Below are 21,942 nucleotides of genomic sequence, written 5' to 3'. Positions count from 1 at the left end.
AGAGCAAGAGAAGGGCGTTCGGTGGATGCCTTGGCACCAGGAGGCGATGAAGGACGTGGCACGCTGCGAAAAGCCATGGGGAGCCGCGAGCAGGCGTTGATCCATGGATATCCGAATGGGGCAACCCACCCAGCGATGGGTATCACGATTTGAATACATAGGGTCGTGAGGCGAACCCGGGGAACTGAAACATCTCAGTACCTGGAGGAAAAGACATCAACAGAGATTCCGTCAGTAGTGGCGAGCGAAAGCGGAACAGGCCAGTGGCCTTATTTGATCAAGCAAAACGGTCTGGAAAGTCCGGCCTGAGCGGGTGATAGCCCCGTATGCGGTGAGATTGGATGAGGTCCTTGAGTAAGGCGGGACACGTGAAATCCTGTCTGAACATGGGGGGACCACCCTCCAAGCCTAAATACTCCCTGGTGACCGATAGTGAACAAGTACCGTGAGGGAAAGGTGAAAAGCACCCCGATGAGGGGAGTGAAATAGACCTGAAACCGGACGCCTACAAGCAGTCGGAGCCGCAACTGCGGTGACGGCGTACCTTTTGTATAATGGGTCAGCGAGTTTCTGTTTGCAGCAAGCTTAAGCCGGTAGGTGTAGGCGTAGCGAAAGCGAGTCTGAATAGGGCGCAGAGTTGCAGGTAGAAGACCCGAAACCGAGTGATCTAGCCATGGCCAGGCTGAAGGTGCGGTAACACGCACTGGAGGGCCGAACCCACGCCTGTTGAAAAAGTCGGGGATGAGCTGTGGCTAGGGGTGAAAGGCCAATCAAACTCGGAGATAGCTGGTTCTCCGCGAAATCTATTGAGGTAGATCGTCGGGTGTTTACCCTGGGGGGTAGAGCACTGGATGGGCTAGGGGGGCCCAAAGCCTTACCAAACCTAACCAAACTCCGAATACCCAGAAGTATAGCCCGGCAGACAGACCATGGGTGCTAAGGTCCGTGGTCGAGAGGGAAACAGCCCAGACCGCCAGCTAAGGTCCCCAAGTTGTGGCTAAGTGGGAAAGGATGTGGGAATTCCAAAACAACCAGGAGGTTGGCTTAGAAGCAGCCATCCTTTAAAGAAAGCGTAATAGCTCACTGGTCTATTAGAAATCCTGCGCCGAAAATGTAACGGGGCTCAAGCCACACACCGAAGCTGCGGGTGTAGAGTGATCTACGCGGTAGCGGAGCGTTCCGTAGGCCTGCGAAGGGAGATGGGGTGACCCCTCCTGGAGGTATCGGAAGTGCGAATGCTGACATGAGTAGCGACAAACAGAGCGAGAAACTCTGTCGCCGAAAGTCCAAGGGTTCCTGCGCAAGGTTAATCCGCGCAGGGTGAGCCGGCCCCTAAGGCGAGGGCGAAAGCCGTAGTCGATGGAAACCAGGTGAATATTCCTGGGCCTGCTAGAAGTGACGAATGCGAAGTGTTGTCGGGGCTTAACGGATTGTCCCGGCTTTCTGATCATTCCAGGAAATAGCTCTAGCATATAGACCGTACCCGAAACCGACACAGGTGGACTGGTAGAGAATACCAAGGCGCTTGAGAGAACCATATCGAAGGAACTAGGCAAATTGCTCGCGTAACTTCGGGATAAGCGAGACCCGTTTGTGGGCAACCATGGGCGGGTGGCACAGAGCAGGGGGTAGCGACTGTTTAGTAAAAACACAGGGCTCTGCGAAATCGAGAGATGACGTATAGGGTCTGACGCCTGCCCGGTGCCGGAAGGTTAAGAGGAGGTGTGCAAGCACTGAATTGAAGCCCCGGTAAACGGCGGCCGTAACTATAACGGTCCTAAGGTAGCGAAATTCCTTGTCGGGTAAGTTCCGACCTGCACGAATGGCGTAACGACTTCCCCACTGTCTCCGGTATGGGCTCAGCGAAATTGAATTCCCCGTGAAGATGCGGGGTACCCGCGGTCAGACGGAAAGACCCTATGAACCTTTACTGCAGCTTTGCAGTGGCATCAGGGGAGCACTGTGTAGGATAGGTGGGAGGCTTTGAAGCCTGGGCGCTAGCTCGGGTGGAGCCATCCTTGAAATACCACCCTGGGCGCTTCTGATGTCTAACTGAGACCGGTCATCCCGGTCCAGGACCCTGCATGGTGGGCAGTTTGACTGGGGCGGTCGCCTCCCAAAGTGTAACGGAGGCGCGCGATGGTGGGCTCAGGCCGGTCGGACATCGGCTGCTGAGTGCAATGGCATAAGCCCGCCTGACTGCGAGAGCGACAGCTCGAGCAGAGACGAAAGTCGGCCATAGTGATCCGGTGGTCCCGCGTGGAAGGGCCATCGCTCAACGGATAAAAGGTACTCTAGGGATAACAGGCTGATCTCCCCCAAGAGTCCACATCGACGGGGAGGTTTGGCACCTCGATGTCGGCTCATCACATCCTGGGGCTGGAGCAGGTCCCAAGGGTTCGGCTGTTCGCCGATTAAAGTGGTACGTGAGCTGGGTTTAGAACGTCGTGAGACAGTTCGGTCCCTATCTGCCGTGGGTGAAGGAGACTTGAGAGGATTTGTCCCTAGTACGAGAGGACCGGGATGAACATACCTCTGGTGTACCGGTTGTCGCGCCAGCGGCACCGCCGGGTAGCTAAGTATGGACGGGATAACCGCTGAAAGCATCTAAGCGGGAAACCCACCTCAAAACGAGGTCTCCCTGAGGGTCGTGGTAGACCACCACGTCGATAGGCCGGGTGTGAAAACGGGGCAACCCGCTCAGCTAACCGGTCCTAATCACCCGATAGAGCTCTCAAACTACACCATCCTGCACAGCAATCATCCAACCATAACCACATCCAATGCCCCTAACCGGGTGCCACCAAACGCACATCCATTCTCTTCTTCCTTCATCATTCATCGGCAACTGGGGCTGGATTGGCGGCCAGTTGACGATGAACAGAGGATCAAACCCCGTCACATCTCACTCCTCGCCCGAGGCAACTCAGGCCTAGGGTGGGTTGGACGACCTGGTGGCCATAGCGGGGAGCCTACACCCGATCCCATCCCGAACTCGGCCGTGAAAAACCCCAGCGCCCATGGTACTGCGTCCTAAGACGCGGGAGAGTAGGTCGCCGCCAGGCCTTCCAACCTACCCAACGAGCCGCACCGACCGCACCGCAGTCGTCACGCTCCCAAATCCATCACCCCCGCGGGGTGGAGCAGCCCGGTAGCTCGTCAGGCTCATAACCTGAAGGTCACAGGTTCAAATCCTGTCCCCGCAACCAAATTAAAATGAATCAGATGCTTAGCTCGCTCCGCAACAGCGGCCGCCTTAGTGCATCAAACGCATCAAAAGCCATGCCCAGACGGGAATCATGATGGCTAAGCCAACCGCAACACCTCGGAAGAACGACTTCCTGGGGCGGATGGATGCTTCGTTTGGCCGCGCGTCGACGGTTTCCCCTGTCCTGATATAGACCGACGGGACCGGGATCATCACGGACTGTTGCTGACCCATCACGGGCGGCGGGTCTGCTGGATTACGGTGGTCCATTGGCTTTCCCTCAGAGGCCGCGCTTTTTTCCAGGCAACTTGCCGCCCTGCGCATTAACTTACTGACCTTAAGTTACTGCCAATGCAGTATCAACGATTAGTCGGAGAGGGCTCCCGTGCACCTTAATACTACCACGCCAGATCTTAAGGCTGCGTGAACCCGACCAGAAGCTATATTTCGGCTAGGTCTGCTCCTTCTTGAATGGCCAAGCGGATCGCTGACGGAGCCTGGCTTGTTTCACCGCAAGCCCGTTTGCGGCTCGCCCATCGGCATGCGGGGCGCTTGTCCTAGCCGCACCAGTCAGGAATGGTCTCGCGACAAACCTAGATGTCTCACTTAACTCCGTCCCGAATACCAATCTACCTACGGATCGAGGACGAGCTTGACCGAAACCGCAACAGACAGATTTACCGACGGGGACGGCTCCGCGCCTGAAGGTCGTCTCGTTGCGATCTACCGCACGCAGATCCTTCCGCTCTCCGAGACCTTTGTTCGGGATCAGGCTCTCGCCCTCCGCAGGTGGCACCCCGTCCTGGTCGGCGAGAGGCAGGTCAATGCTCTGCCGCTCGAAGGTCTCTCCGTCCGCACAGCCTTCCGAGGGCAGGCAACAATCGCACAGCGGATTTCGGGCCTCGTCAGCAGGCGGCTGGGCTCGGCGCCCCCGCGTATGACGGATGTGGTGCGGCAGGTCGCACCTAAGTTGATTCACGCGCATTTCGGTTTTGATGGCGTCGAGGCTTGGCCGATCGCCCAGCGGCTAGGCATTCCGTTGATCGTTACATTGCACGGCTCCGACATAACCACCCGGATGGAGTGGTTCGCCCAGGGACGGGGAGGGCGCCGCTGGCAAAGCTACCCCGCCCGCCTCGCTCGCATGGCCAGGGATCGGACCGTGACCTTCATCGCCATTTCCGAAAATATCCGCCGAGCTGCGATCGCCGCAGGGCTACCAGACGATCGGATTGCCGTGCTGCCCATAGGGATCGACCCCAGCCACTTTGCGCCCGGCGCGAATCCCGTGGCTAAGCGCCGCCCTCTGATCCTCTTCCTCGGCCGCCTGGTTGAAAAGAAGGGTTGCATCTACTTGCTGGAAGCCTTCGAGCGTGTTCGTGCGCAAATCCCGGAGGCGGAGTTGGTGGTCGGCGGTGATGGAGTGGAACGTGCCCGGCTTGCCGGCAGGGCGGCTTCTATTGGTGGCGTCCGCTTTGTCGGCGCGTTCAAGCGCGATGTCGCGACGACGCTTCTGGGGGAGGCACGTGTGTTCTGCCTGCCGAGCGTCACCGCCGAGAGTGGAGATGCGGAAGGTCTGCCGCTGGTCCTCCTTGAGGCGCAGGCGAGTGGCGTGCCGGTCGTCACTTCGGCGCGGGGGGGCGCCACCGAGGGCATTTGCGACGGTATCACAGGCTTTGCTTTCGCCGAACGCGATGTGGCTGTGCTGGCCGAGCAATTGGTGGCCCTGCTCAGCGATGATGTCCTAGCAGAGCGCTTTTCATCGGCAGGTCCAGGTTTTGTCGCTCAATCCCACAACCTCCATAGGCAGACAGCACAACTCGAAGCGCTTTACGACAGGATCGCCAGCATCCCCGCGTGACCGCGGATGCGTGGGCAAGCGTCGCCGTTTTCCGCCTGATGCGCGTCGTGCTGAGACGGGGAGCTAGAGCCGGCTACTGGCTCTCGCGCTCATCCAGCGGACACCGACCTGTTCATACGTCGCCTCTCGAACCTGCGGCGCTCTCACGGTCAAGCAGGTTCGCCGCTACTGCGCGTGCGCGCGAAGCAAAGCGTGCCGCGCCTTGGTCTTGATTGACTTCAGACTCATCAAAACGATTGGCGGGACCGCAAGCCGCAAGGCCAACTCCAGTCGTTTCGCGACAGAGTACCCGTTGTGAGCGATGTAGGTGGTGGGGAGGAGGTTGCTGGTCGTCGTAGTCGCATAGCCATTTGTGTAAAAGTATGCCGTAATCGAACGCCGTTTGCGGCCTGCCCTGATCGGATGAGGGTGCCCGTGGGCCGCAATCGGTGACTGCGCAAGGATCACTGTCCTGCCGAAGATCGGCGTGATGCTCGCGGCGCGACTTGGCGGCTTCATGTGCCAGAGTTCGAGGCTGCCGCCATCCGCGTCGAACCAGTCATCATTCAGGTAGGTGATTACGACGAGGCGATTATTAAGCAAGGTCCTGGGGTGCCGGTCGAAGTCGATGTGGATTTCGAACCCGCCACCTTCTTCTACCTCATGCATCCCACCACCATGCAGCGCCGGATCGGGAATGAGGTTTGGAATCCCTGTGACATCGGTGAGAAACCGGAGGAATGGACCCGAGTTAAGTGTATCGAAATAACTCTGAACATTGGTCGGAAGGGCGACATCGGGTAGCGTTGCGCGCTTCTTTTGGAGTCCGGACTGAATTTCGCGCCACATCTCGGGAGGCGCGTTATCGAACTCTTCAACTACAGCCTTCAGGCAATCACTCGAGAAGAGGCCTTCCAGGACCAGGTGCGGGAACGGCGTCGCCGACACAAACGCAGCCTTCATCTCGCCACGTTGTTGCAGAGTCATAGAAAGATAATCGGCTCGACTACGATTTTCGGTCGTTGAGCCGCTAGTCATTTGGTATAAGCCCCCGCCAAATTGAACTATAGGAGTATGTAAGCGTTCAGTCTTAACGTCAAATGGCTTATCAAAGCTCGTTCGTGATCCGCGTAAAGACAGCGCCGTAACTTCATCAACCTGCCTTAATATCGTCCGCAGTCGCAGCTAGAGACAGGTCGTCCTGTCATCGTCCGCTGCACGAAACTCGTGCTCAAGGTAATTTTACCCATCGGTAAAGAACTCTATGTCGTTGATAGTATTATGTTTTACTATTTCTCCTCGGTTACACACATAGGTTTATGATGCAATGCAGCAAAAAGCATTGACGCCCCCATGGCGGATTCCTAAGCTCACTCTTAGATGTCTGAGCACGATGCGGTATAAGGCTTAGCAGGCCACGCGGCACCACGTGGCCGTTATGTCTGCAACTTCGAGACCTGTTTGCCGCGGCAACTAAGCTTCGTTACGCGTAATGGCGTCGAGGATTGTTTTGTTCTCGATCCTAAATCTCCCTTGTGCTGATAATTGAAGTTGGTGTCGCAGGTGAACTTCGCTCGTAAGTTCGTGAATTATGAGACAGGCATGCATTTTGACAAACGCGAAGACTTGGTCCTCGAACGTTCCGGCGAGGTCGGTGCCGCTGTGTCTGTTTCCGGCTATGCCGGGAGAAGCGCTCGGTCGACATCGCCGCGTCGCGAGGCTAAGCCTGTCATGTCCGCTGTCGTCTGGCTCGCCGAGGCGGCAACGGTCCTGCTAACCACGCTTGGCGTCGCGTTCGCCTTGCGTAAAATCGTTCCCGCGGATGGTCATGACGTAGCCATTGCCGGCTTCGTCATCGTGTTGACGTTCTGTCTCCTGCATCGCGTGAACCGCCGCGTTCAGCCCGGCTCCCTCAGCAGCTATCCGCAGCAGTTCAAGCGCACGCTCCATCTGATGCCGATCCTCCTGTGTTCTGCGATGGCTGGAACATTCGTGCTCGCGCTGGGCGGCGACACCCGGCCGGAACTCGCCACGACGATGGCAATCTGGCTTGCCACGACCGCCGTCGCGCTGCTGGCGGTCAGCAGCGTTGGCAACTACGCGCTGACGCACCCGAGCGTCGCGCACCGGATGGCGCGAAAGGTGGCTGTCATCGGCCACGACTGCAACGCATCGCGGGTCGCCGACGTATTCATGAGCCGGACCAGCGAGCCGGTTCGGCTTCTTGGGATCTACAGTGATGAGCCGTCGCGTCAGGGCGACATGACGGTGACCGGCTCGGTGGACGAGTTGATCGAGTTGAGCCGCGGAACCGCGATCGACGACATCGTCATTGCCGTGCCGCCAGATGCCGATGCCCTGGAGATGGTCGCGCAGCTGCGCTGGAGGCTGCGGGGCGTGGCGGTCGAGGTTTACATCATGCCCTATCTGGCACAAGGCGAGGATGCCGGGCTGCCCGTTGAGATGTTCGGGTCGCTCCCCCTAATGGCCGTGCAGCGCCGGCCGCTGACACAGGCGCAAGCCGTGAGCAAACGAGTGGTCGATATCGCTCTCGGGCTGCTCCTGTTGTTTCTTCTGCTTCCCGTTCTCATCGTGATCGCCGCAGCCGTGAAACTGGATTCGCCGGGGCCGGTCCTCTTCCGGCAGCCGCGCCTGGGGTTCAACGATCGCCCGTTCACCGTGCTCAAGTTCAGGTCGATGTTTTCCAACGCCGCTGACTTGATGGCCGCGCGGCAGACTTCCCGCCACGATCCGCGGGTGACCCGCGTCGGCAAGTGGCTCCGGAAACTGAGCCTCGACGAACTTCCTCAGCTGTTCAATGTCCTGGCGGGCGACATGTCTCTTGTCGGACCTCGGCCGCACGCGCCCCACACGCGGGCAGGCGGGCAGTTGCTGAAAGATGCAATGGCCGAATATGTCATCCGCCATCAGGTGAGGCCTGGCATCACGGGTTGGGCTCAGGTGAATGGGGCTCGAGGCGAGCTGGTGACGATGGATGATCTTCGCCGACGAGTGACCTACGACCTCGAATACATCCAGAAATGGTCGGTATGGTTCGATCTTAGGATCATCTCGATGACCGTCCTCAGGGAGGTCTTCAGCAAGCATGCCTTCTAGCACAGACGTGGCCCCGGCTCCTGCACTCGGACGTCAGGGTGTGCAGTCGCGCCTCGACGTACAGGCCGACAGGTTCGACGTTATGGGGCTGCGCCTCCACAACATTCATCGCGCAGCGATCGTTGATCGCGTGGTCGGGGCGGTCATGGAGCAAGACAAGCTCCTCGTGGTCAATGCAAACGCGCATTGCGTGACGCTTTCTCAGACCGAGCCGTGGTTGCGTGGGCTATTCGCGGAGGCGGACATCGCGTTCTGCGACGGGGCCGGAGTGCAGGTGGCGACCAAGATACTGAAGGGATTCACACCGCACCGGACAACGCCTCCCGAGTGGATCGGCATCGCGCTGGAGCGCCTCGGCTCACAGGCGCGGGTCTTCTGGCTGGGCGGAACCCGCGAAGTGGCCATGCAGGCGGCAGCGGCTTTCGAGGCTCGCTACGATGTCGTGACTGCGGGCGTCCAGGACGGTTACTTTGATGCGTCCCCGGGCTCGGCCGACACGCGTGAAATCATCGCTCGCATCAACGAAAGTCGGGCGACGGTCCTGCTTGTGAACATGGGTATGCCCCGCCAGGAGCGCTGGCTATGGGACAACTGGCAAGAGCTTCGCCCGGTGGTTGCCATCACGGCCGGAGCACTTGTCGATCACGCCGCCGGTAGGGTAAGCCGTCCGCCGCGTTGGATCGCCAATCTTGGCATCGAGTGGCTGGTCCGCCTGATCCGCGAGCCGCGCCGTCTCTGGCGCCGCTACCTGCTCGGTCTGCCGGTCTTTGGAGGTTACCTCCTCGGCTACGCCATCCGGGCGAAACTTACAAAGCCAGACGGCGCACAGTCAAAGACATCCGCATGAACTCCATGAACACGCATCTACCCGTCTCCGGTTACATCCAACCGTCCAATGGCTTCGATGCCAAGCGGGTTTTCCGGGTCTGGCGCCGCCACCTCGGGCTGTTCTCGTTGATTTTCGTGGCGGTCATGTTGGTCGGCGGCGCGGTCGTGTTCACCCTGAAGCCGACTTATACAGCGACGGCCACCGTGGTGCTGACGACCCAGGACGCTGATCCTCTGGCGCCGGAGGGGCAGCAGCCACAGAGTGTCGTCGAGGACGATCGCCCTGCGACCGAGGCTGCCCTGCTCATGTCTCGAGACGTGGCGTCGGACGTGCTGCGGCAATATCCGGCACCGCCCGCAGCACCCAGCTTCCACCTTCGCAGCTGGCTCTGCGGCAAGGGTGTGGCCATGCTCTGCCAGAAGCCGGTGGCTTCCACGCCGCAATCCCGCGAAAGTGGCGAGATAACCCAGTTCCTGACGCAGCTGAAGGTGTCTCCTGAGGATCGCTCACGGGTGCTGGACGTGGCAGTGACCGCCAATACCGGTCCGCGCGCAGCTGAACTGGCCGACGCTGTCGTCACCAATTATCAGACGATCGCTCTCGGCCAGCAGACCGCCAATGTCAGCCGTATCGCATCGTGGCTCGACGCCCGGACGCAGCAGTTGAGGCAGCGTTGGCTCGACGCCGTGACCAAGGCGAACGAGTTCGCTATCGCGAAAGGCCTGACCAATACCGGAAGCGGCGATGCAACCGATCCGCTCGTCGACAGCCAGATCGCGGAGACTGCCGTCAACCTCAGCGGCGCTCAGGCACGTCTTGCGGCGGCCCAGGCCCGCGCGGATTCCCTCAGGCAAGGCGGCGATCCGAGCACTCTCGTCGACGCCGCGCAGCAACCCATCGTCGTGTCCGCGGCGAATGAACTGGCTCAGCTGGAGAGCCAGCGGGGGCAGCAGGAAGCGGAATACGGGCGCAATTACCCGGGTGTTCGCGAACTGAACCGTGAAATCGCCGCCACGCGCGCGAGCCTCAACTCGGCGACCGGCTCTGCGCTCGGCAACATCCGCTCGAACCTCGTGGCGGCCCGCGCGGAGGTGAACCAGCTGACCAGCTATCTCAACAGGCTGAGAGCCGAGGCAGGGCAACAGAGTGCCCCGCAGGCAGAGTACCGGAGCCTTACCCAGGAAGCGCAGAGCGCGCAGACGGTATATGAAACCTTCCTCGATCACTCGAAGGAAGTCGTCGATCGGGCATCGCTGCTGGAGCCGCCGATTAACTTCGTGTCGCACGCTGCCATACCCGGGCAACCGACGTTCCCCAACCATCCGAAGCTGCTTGCCGGCGTTGTCGTCGTCGCGATGGTTCTGGCCTTCGCGATCATTCTCCTGATCGACTACCTTTCGGTCGGGTTCGGCGATGTCGATGACCTGCGCGGATCGGTGCAGTTGCCGTTGCTGACGGCCATCCCGGTCGTTTCGGCGAGCCGCAGGCGTCTCGTCGCGCGGCATGTTCTCGATGAACCTTTCTCCCGGGCCAGCGAAGCCGTTCGTGGCCTGGCGGCTCAGCTCTCTCTGCTGGTGCGAGACGCCGACACGCCACGGTCGCTCCTGGTCACCTCAGCAAGTGCCGAGGAAGGAAAAACCACTTTGGTGGTCTGGCTTGCCCTGACGGTCCGTCTCGGGGGCCAGAAGGTGCTGGTCGTGGACGGCGACCATCGCCGCGGCTCTTTGATGCGGCACATGTCGGGATCGGCAAAGCTGGGACTGACCGATCTACTGGCCGGTAGAGCGACGCTGTCTGAGGTTATCCAGACCGATCCTGACACAAAGGTCGATTTCATCGCTGCCGGACGGCCGATGACTCATTCCTTCGGAACAGGCGAGATTATGCGTCTGCGGGCCATACTCGCGACGCTGAAAACGTCTTATGGGTTGGTGATCGTCGACAGCCCGCCACTGCTGGCGATGACGGACGGTCTGGTGCATGCGAGCATCGTCGACCAGACGATCTTCGTCTGCCGCTGGCAGTCTACATCCCGCCGGGCGGTTATCGGGTGCATCGAGCGTCTGCGGGCCTATGGCGCGCAGATCCCGGGCATCGTCGTGTCGATGGTCGACCAGAAATCCACCCTGGCGCTCGGTGATGACTACAGCCGGCGTGAATTGAAGCTGATCAACAAGCTCTACGGGTCGTAGGGCTGCCGCGTGAAGGTTGTTCATGTCGTTCGCCAGTTCAGCCCATCGGTTGGCGGGCTGGAAGATACTGTCCTCAGTCTGACGAGGGCACAGCGGGATCGGCTGAATATCGACGCGAGCGTCCTGACGCTCGACCGGCTGTTCACAGGTCCCGAGGTCTTGCCGGCGGAGGATGTTGTGCAGGGCGTCCCGGTCCGGCGCATGCGTTGGACGGGGTCGAGCCGCTACCCGCTGGCACCGTCTGTCCTACGTCACCTGAACGGAGCGGATGTCGTCCACGTTCATGCCATAGACTTCTTTTTCGACTTTCTGGCGCTGACGCGCCCTCTGCATGGACGCCGGTTGATCGCCACCACCCACGGCGGCTTCTTCCACACTGGAGCTTTCAAGATTGCCAAGAGGCTCTGGTTCCAGACGCTGACCCGAGCCTCAATTACGGCCTACGACCGGATCGTTGCCTGCAGCCAGAGCGATGCCGATATGTTCCAGGCCAGCGCCGGCAAGCGTCTGATGTTGATCGAAAACGGCATCAACCAGTCAAAGTTCCAGGGCGCTGCGGCGCTGACCCCGCGCAAGACGATCCTCAGCTTCGGACGTTTTGCCCGGCACAAGCGAACCGACGCGCTCCTCAGGGTGTTCAAGCACTTGGTCGCCATCGACCCGGCCTGGCGCCTGATCATCGCGGGGCGGGAAGCCGACCAGAAGGCGTCCGAACTCATCGACATGGTGGCTCAGTTAAACCTAGGCGAGGCCGTACGTTTCGTGTTCAGCCCCACCGATGCCGAACTGCGCGGGCTTATGGCGGAATCCAGCTTCTACGTCAGCCTTTCCGCCTATGAGGGTTTCGGTTTGGCGGCGGTCGAGGCCATGTCGGCAGGCCTCGTGCCGATACTGAGCCGCATCCCCGCTTTCTCCCGCCTCGTCTCCGCGGCTGGGGCCGGCCTTACGGTCGATGCGGATGACCCGGCGGCCGCTGCCGCGGCAATCTCGGCTCTGCCTGTGGACGATCTGGATGCCCAGGCGACGGCCCGGCAACGCGTGATGGCGGTTGCCGAACGTTACGATTGGCAGGAGGTCGCCAGCCGCTACGGCATGGTCTATGAAAGTGCAATGACTAAGGGCGCGGTAATCAGGCCGGCCGTCAGTTCGGGAGTTGCAGTTGAGTAGAAAGGCGTTCTCAGCGAACCTTTTCTACAACGTCTTCGGGGCCCTCCTACCGCTCACTACCTCCCTCGGGACGGTCCCTTTCTACATCCATCAGATCGGCCTCGCGCGATACGGTGTCGTTACGATTTCATGGGTTCTCCTAGGCTACTTTGGATTTCTCGACTTCGGACTTTCCCGGGCTTCCGCTAACGCGCTGGCAAAACTGACTACTCAGCAGGAACGCTCGCCGGTTCTGGTAACGGCGTTCTGCTGCAATCTCTGCCTCGGTCTGATCGGCGGCCTGATCCTTTACGCCGTGGGCCACGTGATCCTGCTGCACCTAGTGAAAGTGCCCGGCAGCCTGATGGGCGAGACAAGCGCCGCCTATCCCTGGATGGCGGCGATGCTGCCGCTCGGCATGCTCTCGGGTGTAGCGACAGGGGCACTGGAATCCCGCGACAAGTTTCTGACCTCAAATATCCTTGGGGCCTTCGGCACCATGAGCGGGCAGGTCGTTCCCCTTGTCTGCGCCTACGTCATTGGCCCAAGCCTCGAGGTGGTCATTCCGGCCACTCTCGTGGCTCGTCTGTTCGCGGTAGCGGTGTCGTATGTCGTTGTGATCCGCTCGGAATGGCCGGTCAGCCTGTTTGACGTCGACACGCGCTGGGTGCGCCGTCTGTTCGGATACGGATCCTGGGTGTCGGTGTCCGGCATCCTCAACCCGATCCTGGATACATCGAACCAGTTGATTGTGGGCGCGCTGCTCGGAGCGGCGTCTGTTGCCAGCTACTCCATCCCAATGACCCTCGCGACCCGGTCGCAGATCTTCGCGACGGCAGTTGCCCGGACCCTCTTCCCAAGAAACTCCCGCGTCAGCCAGGCTGAGGCGGACGCGACCACCCGCGATGCAACGGCATCGCTCGCCTACGGGTTCGGGATGATCTGCGCCCCTGCGATCTTCTTATCTGGCCCGTTCCTTCGTTTGTGGGTCGGCCAGCGCTTCGCGATGGAGTCGGTGTCAGTGGCTCAAATCGTCATGTTCGGCGCCTGGACGAACGGCCTCGCCTTTATCCCGTATGGCTACATTCAGGCGCGGGGCCGGCCACACGTCACTGCAAAAATCGGGCTCGTTGAAATCATTCCGTTTTTTCTCGTGCTCTGGTTCTTAATTACGACAATGGGTCTGCCCGGCGCTGCCTGGGCCTGGACCATCCGCGTGACCATCAACCTTGGCGCGTTGCTCTGGCTCAGCGGCTGTTTCAACAGGGAGGTATGGCGACTTGCGCCGCCTTTCTTGCTGATGTGTTGCGCGCTGACGATTGCGCGGCTTGTCCCGATGACCGCTTTGATCGCCGTCTGCTTCGCGGTGCCCTTCGGTCTGTGCTTTGCTTACTTGTCCTACAGGCTAGACCCGATGCTGCGAGCAGTCATCATCGCCGCGGCCCGGCGGATCGGCATCCTCCCGCAGCCTGTAATCAGGCAGGGCGATATCGTCTCCTGAGGTCTTGCCGCCAACGAGGCCTCACCAATTCCGCGCGTTGCCTTTGAGAGCCCCGGCCAGAAATTGGGGCCGTATCGTGGGTGCAGCCTCGAATGGCAGGGGGTCGTCAGTCAGCTCCACTCCCCGTACCGCATTCGTAGCACCGTAGAGAAACCATGCGAGGGCAGCAGTCTTGATGGAAAACATGTTCGCGCCGATACAAAGCGACGTGGCCATGTACAGTGAGATCATTGCCTTCATGGAGGCCGCCTCGGCTGTGCGAGCTTCGTTGAAGGCGAAAAATGCGAGTAGCCCGAGCGCTATCGGCAGACTGAGGTTATTGATCACGTAGGCGTAGCCGGTGTCGGAGGTGTAGACCTGCGACGGAGCGAGACCGAGCCATTGCGACGAGTTCCAGTAATTGAGCAGCCGGCCGGAAAAGAGCAGCCGGCCCGAGAAGTTATCTCCAAGGATAGTGGGCATAACCCCCGGCATCTCGTGGATGGAGCCCGCCATCAGAAGGCCAAGTGCCGCCAGGATTGGCAAGCAGAACACGACGAAGCTGGAGCGGTAGAAGGGCGTGCTGCGAAACACGATCATCATGATCCAGCAGCCCAGTGCAAAGCGTGAATCACCCAGCACCATGCAGGTTGCGGCAAGCGCGAAAAGGAGGCCCTTCCAGAGCGGATTGTTTGCCCGTGTGCTGATGCACCACGCGAAGATGAGAACCGAGAAGTTCCCCATGGAGACGGGCTCGAGAAACACGGAAGCGACGCGATGGGCCCCGAGCAAGGACGGGAGGAAGGTGCGAGCGTTCTGGTCGGCGCGCTGGCCGCTGACGAAGAAGCCGGTATCGGCGTAGTTCACGGTCGTGGCCGAAATGACCCCCTTGTCGACGTAGTATGTCCATTCATCGAAAAAGTAGGTGAATGTATTCGGCAGGATGAGTTCGAACAGCCCGAGCACGATGACGATGCTCATTGCCCACCAGACGAGCCGGTTCGCCCGCTGTATCGACGACATCATCCCCAGTTCATAGAAGATGTACATAATGCCGACATCGTGAATGATCTTGAGGTCGAGCCCAGGGTTGATGAGCTTCATTCCGACGAGGAAGACGCAAAGCACGCCGGTGACCTGGGCGGCCTGTGCGCTGATGCGCTGGCGAATCGTGTAGAGGCCAGCCGAAAGGATGCTGAGTTCGACCACGATGACCACGGCGTTCGACATATGAACGCCGGCGCGGGTGGTGATGAGGCACAACACCATGTTGAACACGAGCGCCACCATCACGAGGCGCGGGCCAACGGGTGAAACCTCGGAAACACCCGCGATCGATCTAGTTTGTATCATAATGGAAGTGCTAGTCCCCACAGCACGAAACACCCGGGACCATAACACGGCACAGGATGCGTCGCATGATGAAATTCCCGTTCCTGTGCCAGGAGTGGGCGTTGCGCCCGCGTCAAGGACGACAGCGGCCGACTATTCGCGCATTCTTGTGTCAATGACATCCGTGGGATAGTTTCCATTCTGGCAAGCTTAGACGTCGATACACGCGCCAGATATCAAGCTTGTATGCTGGGGCCTGATCGGACCCCATCTATCGGTGGCGGCAGTGCCCGCCGCGTCTCTTCACGCCGGCGTGGCGATCTTTACTGGTCGTGACCGTCGCTAACCGCGGGACTGGTTTGTGAAGGCTCTGTTCATCTCGGCACACGACTTTCGGAGCCTTCGGCGTGCCAGCGTCCATTTCATCGCCGGCGAGATGGCGGCACGATGCACCACGCGGTTCTTTTCGGTAGGCCTGTCCCTGCTGTCGCAGTATCGCGGCGACACCAGAACAGGCCTCGCCAGTGACGCCAACCGCCTTGTGACCCATCAGGGTGTGCAGTGTTACCTCTGGAAGATGCTGTGGCATCCCTTCCACATCCGGCGGCCAGGGTTGAGGCGCATGGAAGCGGCGATGTTCCGGGCCTACCGCACAATGGTCCCCGCTATCCCGCAGCAATGGCTGCGGGATTCCAACATCGTCTTCATCGAGTCCGGCCTGGCTGTCATCTTCATTGAAGACATCAAACGGCTTAACCCGAACGCTCGCATCATCTACCTCGCCTCCGACGAGCTTGATGTGATCGACTGCGCGGCAACGATCAAAAGCGAGTTCAAGCGGAACTTCGACAAGATCGACACGGTGAGGCTCCCGTCGCAATACATGGCCGAGAGCATGCCTCACAGCCGGACATCGATCCTTGTGCCTCATGGCGTTGACCGGTCGATCGCCGCGAAGGCCTATCCGAACCCCTACGGCCCCCGCCGCTCCTGTGTCGCGGTCGGCTCCATGCTATTCGACGCCAGTTTCTTCAGGATCGCCGCCGCGGCCTTCCCGGATCTGGATTTTCACGTCATCGGCGCTGGGAGAGCGGCGGCCGATTTGAAGGGACACAACATCATCATCCACCCGGAAATGGCCTACGCCGCAACCTTGCCCTACGTTCAGCACGCGGCCTTTGGGGTTGCCGCCTATCGCCACGACAACAGCCCGCGCTATCTCATCGACACGTCGCTCAAGCTCAGGCAGTTCGGTTTGTTCTCAATCCCGGCCGTTTGTCCGTATTTTGCGCTCGGGACCGCTTCTGGCCGGTTCGGCTACACGCCCGGTGACGCCGCGTCGATCGCTTCCGCCGTTTCCGCAGCCTTGAGCAATCGAGCGCCGATCATCGACACGTCGCAGAGCTGGAGCGAGGTCGTGGATCGGCTGCTTTCGCCAGCAGACTTTCCCGATACGAAGCTTTGGGTCGCACCGGCCGAGGACTGCATCGCATGACGTGGAACAGACTACGGGCTGTGTCCGCCTGTGTCGCCCTTGGTTGTCTTCTTCTCCAAACCGGCGCTGCCGCGGGAGCGCGCTCATCCATACTCTGGGGTGTCGCGGAAAGTGGGCTCGAACTCGGCCAAGGGCCGAAAGCGGGCACCAATTATCCGATCCCAGATCCGGCGTATTATCTGCAACAAGGCGTCCGGTTGATCAGGCTCCCGTTCCAGATCGAGCGCTTGCAGCCGCAGCCCGAGGGGCCGTTCGACCCTGCGTTTCTCCACGCGGTCCAGAGGATCGTGCAACTCGACCGACATGATGGTGCCATCACCGTCCTCGATCCGCACGACTACGGATTTTTCAAACTTGGCGGCAAGTCCGAGGATATTCTGCGGAACTCAGCGGCCGCCACGGCTTATGTCGATGTCATGCGGCGTATCGGCGCCACGTTCGCGCATGACGACGTGGCAATCGGCCTGATGAACGAACCGCATACAGGCTCCGACATCGCCTACTCAGCCATCTGGAACAGGGCGATCGCCGCAATCCGCGCAGCGGGTTTCACCGGGGTCATCCTCGTGCCGCATGCCCATTGGAGCAACGCCGCCGACATAAGCCCTGAGCGTCCCTTCAGCGGGCACATTGTCGATCCACGGCACAACTGGGTTTTGGAACTTCATCTCTATCTTGATCCGGACAGCTCAGGCACCTACCGGCAGCCGATCGCCAATGCGGAGGTCGGACGGCAGCGGCTGTCGGGCGCCATTGCCTGGTCGCGGCAGAGCGGGATCAAACTCTTTCTGGGCGAAACGGGCGCACCTCCGGATAGCATGGGTATGAGTGCCCTGCATGTCGTCTTGAGTGAGGTTGCGACGGCTCCCGATGTCTTCTGGGGCATCGCCCTGTGGGGCGCGGGGCCATGGTGGCCGACGGACTATCCAATGCGGCTCGATCCGACGAACGGCGCAATGCGGCCTCAATTCGCCGCGCTGAAAGCGGCGTTTGCGCCCAGGTAGTCGACACTGCATAGGCGTCGGTCCAGCCGGGGTTTGTGCCAGAAGGCACACACCGCCGCCGGAAAGAATTCGCCGAGGCACATTATCGGCACACAGTGAACGGCCACATTGTAAAGGCCAGCCTTCTGATTTCAATTTCCGCCGGCAGGCGAAAGCCGTGGAAAATTAAAATCACGATAAGCATTGAGAACGCAATGGTGCGAAACCGGAACCGTTCCGGCGGAGGTCCGGCGAGCATCACGGCGATAAGCGCCCCGAGCAGGCCTACGGCTCCTCCGACAACGACCTCCACGACCGAATGCGCGCCGAGTGCCAAGCGTGTCACACCGATGACACTCATGAAGATGAGCGCGGACGGCAGTGTCCAGATCGCGGTGCCCGTCCTGAACCGGATCCACATCGCGAGCAGGCTCCCGTAGACCACCGCGGCGCCGGCTGTATGGCCGCTCGGACTTCGCAAGGAAGAGAGCGGCAGAAGATGGCCACAGGCGATGAAGCTGAGTTTGAGCACCAGCATGGCGGTCAGCGTGCCGGCGACAGCGGCACCCCAGCCCACAGCGCCTCTGCGCCAGCCCGACGCCGCGAAGCCCAGGACCACGGAAACCGCCAACGGTAAAAGAACGGCCTGATCCGCGAATGCCGTCAGGAAGTGCATCATCCGGGGAAAAACGAGCGGAATTCCTTCTACGGCGGCAGCCCCGGCTATCGCGGCGGCGTTGGATCGGGCGCAGGGCTATAGCGCGCGAAGCCGCTTCGCACCAATAGAGGATGCGCGGGGAGGGTCTACGGCGTACGGGGTGGCGCTCAGCTTCGCTTGCTGCGGCTGAGGCCGGCCTGGATCATGACCGCCAGCAGCAGAAAGGCGCCGCTCGCAAGACCCTGATAAGCCGCGCTCAGGGAGCCGATCTGGTTGATGACGTTGTTGATCAACCCCAGCAGCAAGACGCCCGCCAGGGCGCCGAACATCGTGCCGACGCCCCCCGTGAGCAGCACCCCGCCGATCACCGCCGCGGCGATCGACTGCAACTCATACCCGTTGCCCGCCGAGGACAGGCCGCTGCTCAGACGAGACGCCAGTAGCGCGCCGGACAGCCCAGCCAAGGCACCGCTCACGCAGTAGGTCTGCACCTTCACGCGCTCGACCCGGATGCCGAGCATCCGCGCTGCCTCCTCGTTGCCGCCGATGGCGAAGATCGCCGCCCCGAATGGCGTGCGGTTGAGCACCAGCGCCCCCAGCGCATAGGCCGCGACGAGAATGACGATGAGGTTGCTGACGCCCAGCCAATGCCCGTTGGCAATCACGCCGAAGAAGCCGGGGTTGGCGATGACCATGCTCTCGCCTGCAAGAGCAATGGCCGCGCCCTTCAGCGCCAGCAGGGCGGCGAGGGTGACGATGAACGGCGCCATGCGCGTCCTCGCGATGAGCAGGCCGTCGATAAGGCCAACCAGCGTGCCGACGATGATCGGCAGCAGCAGCGCTGGCACCCAGCCGAAGGGCAGCGCATAGGCGGCGAGCACGGTCCCGAGGCCGACCATCGAGCCCACCGAAAGGTCGAACCCGCCCAGGATGATGACGAAGGTCTGGCCGATCGCGACGAGCCCCAGGAAGCTCGCCGCGGTGACGATGTCCTCCAGGTTGCCGGCATGGAGGAAGTCGGGGAAGACCGAGCCAGCCGCCAGCGCCGCCAGGACCAGCACGAGGATCGCGCCGCGCGACTGGATGAGCCCGACGATCCGGGCGCGATCGACGGCCGCGCGCTTGGCGCCTCCCAGATCCGCCGTGGCGCTCATCCGCCAGCCCTCTGCAGATAGAGCGCGCCGACGATGAAGGCTGCCTTGAGGATCTGAGCGTAGGTCGCGCTTATATCGTTCATGATGAAGCTCGCATCGAGCACCTCGAGCAGCAGTACGCCGAAGATCGTGCCGACGACCGAGATGCGGCCGCCAGACAGCGGCGTGCCGCCAATGACCGCCGCGGCGATCGCGTCCAGCTCGAACTGCACGCCGATATAGTTGGGGTCGGCAGCACCCAGGCGCGCGGTCGCGAACAGCCCCGCGACCCCGGCAAGCAAACCGCTCAGCCCATAGACGAAGGCGAGCGTCGCGCGCACCGGCTGGCCCGCGAGGAACGCGGCGGTGCGGCTCGCGCCGGCATAGATCGCGTAATGCCCCGGCGTCGTCCGCTTGACGACGAAGGCAAACAGGATCGCCACCGCCAGCGCGATGATCGCCGTGACGGGGATCACCGAGATGGTCGCCGCACCCAGCCAGGGGATCGGGCCGTCGAACGGCAGATCCATCCGCGCGCCGCCGAGCAGAGCCTGCGCCAGGCCCCGCGCCGCCACGAGAAGGGCGAGGCTCGAAATCAGCGGATCGATGCGCAGCACCGCGATGAGCAAGCCGTTGAACACGCCGCAAGCCAGTCCAGCGCCGATACCGAGGGCCATCGAACCGCCCTGCCCAAGCGATAGCGTGATGCCGATGATCGAGGAACTCAGCGCCATCACCGACCCCACCGAGAGGTCGATGCCGCGCGTGCCGATGGCGAGGCTCTGCCCGAGCGCGATGAGGATCACCGGCGCTGAGTCGAAGAGAAGGCTGCGGATGACCGCCGGGTTGCGGAAGCCCGGCGTCACGATGAAATCGAAAATCACCAGCGCCGCAAATGCGATGTAGACGCTCGACGAGCGGATCCAGGCGCCACCGGCCACCCGCGCGCGTGGCGACGAGCCCGGTGCCGCGGGAGCGGCCTCGGCTACGCGCTCGCTCATGGCGCAGCAACCTCCGCCGCCGAGGCCAGCATCGCCAGCACATCCTCGGGTTCGCGGCCCGCCGTTTCCAGCTCGCCCGCGACGGCGCCCTCATTGAGCACGATCAGACGGTCCGACAATTCCAGCACCTCTTCCACCTCGGATGAGGTGACGATGACGCCCAACCCCTGCGCCGCAAGAGCGCGGATCGTGCGATGCACCTCGGCCTTGGCGCCGACATCGATGCCGCGCGTCGGATCGTCGAGCATCACCACGCGGGGCTCAGTCGCAAGCGCCCGGCCGATCAGCACCTTCTGCTGGTTGCCGCCCGAAAGCTCGGAAATCAGCGCCTCGGGTCCGGCCGTCTTGATGCCAAGCTCGCGGATGTAGCGCGTGACGAGCGCCGTCTGGCGGCGGCGGGAGACGATGCCGAAGCGCGAGATGCGCGGCAGCACGGCGGCGGTAAGATTCGCCCGCACGGAGAGTTTGGGGAAGATGCCCTCGGACCGCCGGTCCTCGCTCAGAAAGGCGAGGCCGCGCTGGATGCTGGTCGCCGGCCGGGCATGGGCCAGACGCTTTCCAGCGACATCGACCTCGCCGTGATCCGGCGTCTCGGCGCCGAAGATAGCCTTGAAGGTCTCCGTCCGTCCGGCGCCGAGCAGGCCGACGAGCCCGAGGATTTCGCCGCGCCGCACGCTGAAGGACACGTCCCGGACGCGGGTGCGCCAATTCAGGCCGCGGACCGTCAAGGCAATGTCGGCAGGTGCCGCGGCGCTTGCCGCCGCCACGGCGCGGGGGGCAGCCGGTCCGCCGGCGGTGCTTTCGCGTCCCAGCATGGCAGCGACCAGCCGTGCCCTCGGCAGATCGGCAGTCTTGGCACTCTCCACCATTCGCCCGTCGCGCAGCACGGTCAGCCGGTCGCAGAGCCGGTAGCACTCCGACAGGCGGTGGCTGACATAGATGATGCCGCGACCTTCGCGCCGCAGCTGCTCGACGACGCCGTAGAGGATGTCGACTTCGGCCCCGGCGAGCGCCGAGGTCGGCTCGTCCATGATGACGACCTGCGCGCCGAGCGAGACCACCCGCGCGATCGAGACCATCTGCTGCAGCCCGAGCCCCAGCGTCCTCAGCGGCCTTCGGGGGTCGATCGCGAGGCCGTAGCGGCCAAGGATCTCGGCGGAGTCCGCCACCATCTTCGCCGTGTCGGTGAGGATGCCGAACTGCCGGGGCTCGCGGGCCAGGAAGATGTTGGCGGCGACGCTCCGCTCGGGGATCAGGTTGATTTCCTGATAGACGGCAGCGACGCCCGCGGCCTGGGCGGCGCGCGGGCTATCAAAGGCGACGGGCTTGCCGTCGAGTAGGATCTCGCCGGCGGTTGGCTGGTGGAAGCCGGTCAGCAGCTTGATGAGCGTCGATTTCCCGGCGCCGTTCTCACCCATCAGCCCGTGCACTTCGCCTGCCGCCACGCTGAAGGAAACGTCCCGAAGGGCGGCGACCACGCCGAAGCTTTTCCCTAAGGCGCGCGTTTCCAGCAGCATGGCAGGCTCGA

14 protein-coding genes, 1 tRNA gene and 2 rRNA genes (1 of these 17 running past the window's edge) are annotated in these 21,942 nt (G+C 61.8%); 11 read left to right on the top strand and 6 right to left on the bottom strand.

Features of this window, described 5'->3' with window-relative positions; all coding sequences use genetic code 11:
- The 4 genes from ACOEQ1_RS13125 to ACOEQ1_RS13110 form a co-directional block, all read left to right on the top strand.
- A 23S ribosomal RNA gene (locus tag ACOEQ1_RS13125) occupies positions 1-2,739 on the top strand; it begins 2 nt to the left of the window's first position.
- Between the two features lie 211 nt (positions 2,740-2,950).
- Positions 2,951-3,065: ribosomal RNA gene (gene rrf / locus ACOEQ1_RS13120) — 5S ribosomal RNA — on the top strand.
- Positions 3,066-3,132: 67 nt separating this feature from the next.
- Positions 3,133-3,209, top strand: a tRNA-Met gene (locus ACOEQ1_RS13115).
- A 651-nt stretch (positions 3,210-3,860) separates the two neighbouring features.
- Positions 3,861-5,069 carry a glycosyltransferase gene (locus tag ACOEQ1_RS13110; RefSeq protein ID WP_419759695.1) on the top strand — a complete coding sequence of 403 codons (1,209 nt, stop codon included), beginning with the start codon at positions 3,861-3,863 and terminating at the stop codon, positions 5,067-5,069.
- Positions 5,070-5,234: 165 nt separating this feature from the next.
- Here the strand turns inward: ACOEQ1_RS13110 and ACOEQ1_RS13105 are convergent, their stop codons facing one another.
- The gene (locus tag ACOEQ1_RS13105; RefSeq protein WP_419759694.1) at positions 5,235-6,035 is read right to left on the bottom strand and encodes a 2OG-Fe(II) oxygenase; all 801 of its coding nucleotides are present in this window, start codon (positions 6,033-6,035) and stop codon (positions 5,235-5,237) included.
- Between the two features lie 744 nt (positions 6,036-6,779).
- Here ACOEQ1_RS13105 and ACOEQ1_RS13100 point away from each other — a divergent pair.
- From ACOEQ1_RS13100 to ACOEQ1_RS13080, 5 genes are read left to right on the top strand one after another with little or no spacing between them, the layout of a single operon-like run.
- A complete protein-coding gene (locus ACOEQ1_RS13100) occupies positions 6,780-8,165 on the top strand; it encodes an exopolysaccharide biosynthesis polyprenyl glycosylphosphotransferase (RefSeq protein ID WP_419759693.1) in 1,386 nt (461 codons plus the stop codon).
- Positions 8,155-9,012, top strand: a complete 858-nt coding sequence (locus tag ACOEQ1_RS13095) for a WecB/TagA/CpsF family glycosyltransferase (RefSeq protein ID WP_419759692.1) — start codon at positions 8,155-8,157, stop codon at positions 9,010-9,012. The genes ACOEQ1_RS13100 and ACOEQ1_RS13095 overlap by 11 nt, the downstream gene beginning before the upstream one ends.
- Positions 9,009-11,186, top strand: coding sequence for a GumC family protein (locus ACOEQ1_RS13090; RefSeq protein WP_419759691.1), 2,178 nt, complete (start codon positions 9,009-9,011; stop codon positions 11,184-11,186). The genes ACOEQ1_RS13095 and ACOEQ1_RS13090 overlap by 4 nt, the downstream gene beginning before the upstream one ends.
- A 9-nt stretch (positions 11,187-11,195) precedes the next feature.
- Complete coding sequence (locus ACOEQ1_RS13085) at positions 11,196-12,353, top strand: glycosyltransferase family 4 protein (RefSeq protein WP_419759690.1); 1,158 nt, start codon at positions 11,196-11,198, stop codon at positions 12,351-12,353.
- A complete protein-coding gene (locus ACOEQ1_RS13080; RefSeq protein ID WP_419759689.1) occupies positions 12,346-13,833 on the top strand; it encodes a flippase in 1,488 nt (495 codons plus the stop codon). The genes ACOEQ1_RS13085 and ACOEQ1_RS13080 overlap by 8 nt, the downstream gene beginning before the upstream one ends.
- Before the next feature lie 21 nt (positions 13,834-13,854).
- Here the strand turns inward: ACOEQ1_RS13080 and ACOEQ1_RS13075 are convergent, their stop codons facing one another.
- Positions 13,855-15,165, bottom strand: coding sequence for a polysaccharide polymerase (locus ACOEQ1_RS13075; RefSeq protein ID WP_419759688.1), 1,311 nt, complete (start codon positions 15,163-15,165; stop codon positions 13,855-13,857).
- 340 nt (positions 15,166-15,505) lie between these two features.
- Between ACOEQ1_RS13075 and ACOEQ1_RS13070 the strand changes: the two genes are divergently transcribed.
- Entirely contained in the window at positions 15,506-16,639 is a 1,134-nt protein-coding gene (locus ACOEQ1_RS13070; RefSeq protein ID WP_419759687.1) for a polysaccharide biosynthesis protein GumK, read from the top strand.
- Positions 16,636-17,643, top strand: coding sequence for a glycoside hydrolase family 5 protein (locus tag ACOEQ1_RS13065; protein ID WP_419759686.1), 1,008 nt, complete (start codon positions 16,636-16,638; stop codon positions 17,641-17,643). The genes ACOEQ1_RS13070 and ACOEQ1_RS13065 overlap by 4 nt, the downstream gene beginning before the upstream one ends.
- Before the next feature lie 82 nt (positions 17,644-17,725).
- Here ACOEQ1_RS13065 and ACOEQ1_RS13060 read toward each other — a convergent pair whose 3' ends face one another.
- From ACOEQ1_RS13060 to ACOEQ1_RS13045, 4 genes are all read right to left on the bottom strand, one after another.
- Positions 17,726-18,298, bottom strand: coding sequence for a phosphatase PAP2 family protein (locus ACOEQ1_RS13060; RefSeq protein WP_419759685.1), 573 nt, complete (start codon positions 18,296-18,298; stop codon positions 17,726-17,728).
- Between the two features lie 149 nt (positions 18,299-18,447).
- The gene (locus tag ACOEQ1_RS13055; RefSeq protein WP_419759684.1) at positions 18,448-19,434 is read right to left on the bottom strand and encodes an ABC transporter permease; all 987 of its coding nucleotides are present in this window, start codon (positions 19,432-19,434) and stop codon (positions 18,448-18,450) included.
- Entirely contained in the window at positions 19,431-20,414 is a 984-nt protein-coding gene (locus ACOEQ1_RS13050; protein WP_419759683.1) for an ABC transporter permease, read from the bottom strand. Before ACOEQ1_RS13050 ends, ACOEQ1_RS13055 begins: the two co-directional genes overlap by 4 nt.
- Positions 20,411-21,931, bottom strand: coding sequence for a sugar ABC transporter ATP-binding protein (locus ACOEQ1_RS13045; RefSeq protein ID WP_419759682.1), 1,521 nt, complete (start codon positions 21,929-21,931; stop codon positions 20,411-20,413). Before ACOEQ1_RS13045 ends, ACOEQ1_RS13050 begins: the two co-directional genes overlap by 4 nt.
- Between the last annotated feature and the right edge of the window lie 11 nt (positions 21,932-21,942).

It is taken from the genome of Acidisoma sp. (assembly GCF_965199065.1).
Taxonomy (GTDB): domain Bacteria; phylum Pseudomonadota; class Alphaproteobacteria; order Acetobacterales; family Acetobacteraceae; genus Acidisoma.
Note: the sequence above shows the minus strand (reverse complement) of the source record. Positions and strands in the feature narration are given on the sequence as shown.